This window comes from Micromonospora sp. URMC 106 (assembly GCF_051386395.1).
In the GTDB taxonomy this organism is placed as follows: Bacteria; Actinomycetota; Actinomycetes; order Mycobacteriales; family Micromonosporaceae; genus Micromonospora.
In genome coordinates, this window is sequence record NZ_JBPQTP010000260.1 from 1 (window position 1) to 373 (window position 373).

Consider the following 373-nt stretch of genomic DNA (forward strand, 5'->3'; position numbering starts at 1 on the left):
CGAGGTCGTCCTTGCTGGTCACGTGCCGGTAGGCCGACATGGTCGACGCGCCGAGCCGCGCGGCGATCCCGCGCATCGACAGCGCCTCCAGGCCCTCGGCGTCGGCGATCTCGATCGCGACCTGCACGATCCGCTCGCCGCTGAGCTGGCGGTCGGACCCCGCCGCGACACGCGGTGCGTGCCGCGGCGGGTCGGCGACCGCGGCCGGCTCGGGCTGGGTCACCACCGTGCCGACCCGTGGCTCCGCCCGGACCAGCCCCTGTTGACGCAGGGTGGTCAGCGCCTTCGTCGCGGTCGCGAGGGCGACATTCCACCGGATGGCGAGCTGACGCGTCGATGGCACCCGGTCGCCGGGGCGCAGTTCGCCGTCGGT

1 protein-coding gene is annotated in these 373 nt (G+C 75.1%); it reads right to left on the minus strand.

What is annotated here, in order from left to right; genetic code table 11:
• A partial coding sequence (locus ACSNOB_RS32030; RefSeq protein ID WP_436691190.1) for a TetR family transcriptional regulator occupies nt 1-343 on the minus strand: 343 nt, incomplete at its 3' end.
• Nucleotides 344-373: the final 30 nt, after the last annotated feature.